The sequence below is a fragment of the Siminovitchia jepli genome (assembly GCF_047228825.1).
In the GTDB taxonomy this organism is placed as follows: domain Bacteria; phylum Bacillota; class Bacilli; order Bacillales; family Bacillaceae_C; genus Siminovitchia.
In genome coordinates this window covers 1-3255 of sequence record NZ_JBFEGN010000165.1, presented here as the reverse complement: position 1 = coordinate 3255, position 3255 = coordinate 1, and the positions used below count along the sequence as shown (strand labels likewise).

Here is a 3255-nt window from a genome sequence, read left to right as displayed (position 1 = left end):
TCCCTGAAGAAAAAAAGTAAAAAATGTCATTTTTCTATTTTACAATCTGACATAATACGATTAGCGGAAAATAGGTTATAGAAAAAGGAAAGCGTCTATATCGCGGCGACATTCACCACGGCCGCTGGCGGGTCAGTAAAACGGAGGCGCTCATCCATTTGAATGCTATGGCCCCCTTTTTGCTGCCTGCACACTTTGAAAACGAACCGATCATTCATCTGTCCGGTAAAAAGCAGGCCTTTGCCTGGCCGTTGAAAAAAATATAAAAAAAATACCCTTTTTGACATCACTATAATGCTTTTGTCATGGTATGATCAGAGGAGGTATCAAATAAAGAAAAAAGGATTGGAGAACGGTAAAAATGAGCCCAGAAGTGAATGAAGCCACCTTTCAATTGCCGGAATACTTTGTTCTGCAAAAACAAGCAAACGATACGGTGGTAAAGGAACTAGCCGACATCAAGTATGCGCTTGACCAATCTTCCATCGTCGCAGTGACGGACCAACGGGGAAAGATCATATACGTAAACGACTTGCTCTGCAAAATATCAAAATATGACCGCCATGAGTTGCTTGGAAAAGATCACAGAATTTTAAATTCGGGTTACCATCCGAAGGCGTTTTTCAAAGATATGTGGAGGACGATCGGCTCGGGGAAGGTATGGCGGGGCGAAATCCGGAACCGGGCAAAAGATGGTACGTTTTATTGGGTTGATACGACGATTGTCCCATTTTTGAATGAACAAGGAAAACCGTACCGTTATATTGCGATCCGCAATGAAATTACCCTTCGGAAACAGATGGAGGAAGATATTCGGAAAAGTGAAGAAAGGTACCGTCTAATCACGGAAAATTCGCTTGATCTGATTGCCACCATTGATCCGGACGGAAATATTCTATATGCATCCCCGTCCCACCAAACGGTGCTCGGAATGGGTCATCATCCAGCGGATGGACAGATTTATGAGTTGATCCACCCGGATGACAGAGAAGCACTCGAAACAGAGATTGGCCAGCTTGCCGGCAAACAGAAAGCAGTTTCCATGCTGGAGTTTCGTCTGCAAACAGGGAGCGGGAAAGTGATTTTTGCAGAATCAAAAATAAGCTCCATTCTCGACGAGGCCGGGCAAATTCGAAAGCTGCTGCTTGTTACCCGGGATGTGACCGAGCGAAAAAAATGGGAGCAGCAGATTTATCATTTGGCGTATCATGATACGTTAACGGATTTGCCGAACAGAAGGCTGTTCATGAGCAAGCTTGCTGAAACGATCAGAACGTTGGGTAAGCAGGATAAACTTGCCATTTTCTTTATTGATTTGGACCGGTTCAAATATGTGAATGACAAGATGGGCCATGATGCAGGCGATTATATTTTGCTGGAGGCGGCCCAGCGTATCAAACAGACGCTTCGATCCACAGATCTTATAGCGCGTCTTGGCGGTGACGAATTTGCGGTGATGCTGCCGGATGTCAATGATGGAGAGATGGTCCAATCAATTGCAGAAAGGATCCAGCAAAAGCTGAAGCAACCGATCCATGTTCCGGGGGAACAGTTCAACATTTCCTGCAGCATCGGCATTTCCATTTATCCGGAGAATGGGAAAAACGCCGATGATTTACTCAAAAGGGCAGATACGGCATTATACACAGTGAAGGAGAACGGGAAAAACGGATTTGCCCTGTTTCGGGATGAAATGGAGAAAAAATCCCTTGAGCGGATTATGCTGGAAAATGAATTAAGAAAAGCGGTAAAAGAGGAACAGTTTTACCTGGAATACCAGCCGAAACTTGATTTGTCAAATAAAGAGATTGCCGGCATGGAAGCCCTTGTGCGCTGGAGTCATCCGGAAATCGGCGTGATCCCGCCAAACAAATTCATCCCGATCGCTGAAGAAACCGGTTTGATTATCCCGCTTGGCGAGTGGGTTCTCCGGGAAGCATGCAGGCAGAATAAAAAGTGGCAGGAGCTTGGTTATCCTCCATTGCCCGTCTCTGTCAATGTTTCGGTCCGCCAGTTCGAGGAGGGCGATTTGCTTGGAACAATTGAACAAGTGTTGGAAGAGACTCGCTTGGATCCTGGATGGCTGGAAATTGAAGTGACGGAAACTGTTTTTGCCGATTTGGACGATGCCGCGGGGATTTTGCAGATCATCCGCGATTACGGTGTAAAAGTCTCGGTGGATGATTTTGGCACCGGATATAATTCATTCAGCTATATCAAACAGCTGCCGATTGATACAGTGAAAATCGATTCCTCGTTTGTACGGGATCTTGAAAACAGCGAGGAAAGCAAAGCGATTATCGAAGCGATCTTATTGCTCGCCAAAACGCTTGAAATCAACGTTGTGGCGGAAGGAGTGGAAAGCAAAAACCATCTTTCCTTTCTGGCAAAGGAAGGCTGCGATCAAGGACAGGGCTATCTTTTCAGCAAGCCGGTGTCAAGCGATGTTTTTGAACGGTATTTAAAAGACAGGAGCACATTATTCTCGCAAGTTTAAAATATTAATTACAAAAAGGAAAGCGGCTAAGACGCTTTCCTTTTTGTTGATGCCGACTTTATGAAGAAATTAAACTGCAAACCAACATTCGGCCGTTCTAAAATCAAGATAAGCTAATTTTTAAAGCCGACACCATGGAAGGTCTGTTTCACCTTGTCCGTATCTGCTTCCCGAGACGTTCAAGTTAAGCCCCGGCTTCTCCTTTTTTGGGGCAGCCCCGTTTTTTGCATTTTACCGGCCGTTCTCGGAAATAACCGGCCCTCCACCGTAACAAATCATATTTGTTAAAAATATTAAAATTCTATTTCCTTTTCGAAACAATCCTGTTACAATATTTTTAAAAATTTTGATAAACAAAAACGAAGGGGAGGAAAAAATGGGGAAGATATGTCAAAAAAGGTCATTGGCCTGGATTCTGTCGTTTTTATTGGTGTTCACCTCCGTACCGTACGAAGCTTTTGCCAATGAAAACGTCAAAGCAGCCAATGCACAGGAAGGAGCAACGAAAGAAAGAACAACCGATGAAGGCAATGATGCCGAAATTGAAAGCCCTGCACCGGAAAAAGAAATTGTTGAGGAAAGAACGGAAGATGCCAAAGTCTTTGATAATGGAGACGGGACCTTCACCAAAAATATTTATTTTGATCCGATCCATATCGAAGAAAACGGTGAATTTACGAACGACTGGCAGAAGGCCCTGGCATTTCAATGTCGGGATGAATGCCAGAAACATAGGTTTAAAAAAGAAATCGGCCCTT

2 protein-coding genes are annotated in these 3255 nt (G+C 44.3%); both read left to right on the top strand.

Annotated features, from left to right (window positions below; genetic code table 11):
* The first annotated feature begins 361 nt into the window (after nucleotides 1-361).
* Nucleotides 362-2497 carry a bifunctional diguanylate cyclase/phosphodiesterase gene (locus AB1L08_RS21930; RefSeq protein ID WP_413066711.1) on the top strand — a complete coding sequence of 712 codons (2136 nt, stop codon included), beginning with the start codon at nucleotides 362-364 and terminating at the stop codon, nucleotides 2495-2497.
* A 376-nt stretch (nucleotides 2498-2873) separates the two neighbouring features.
* The coding region (locus tag AB1L08_RS21925) for a hypothetical protein (RefSeq protein WP_413066710.1) at nucleotides 2874-3255 on the top strand (382 nt) is incomplete at its 3' end.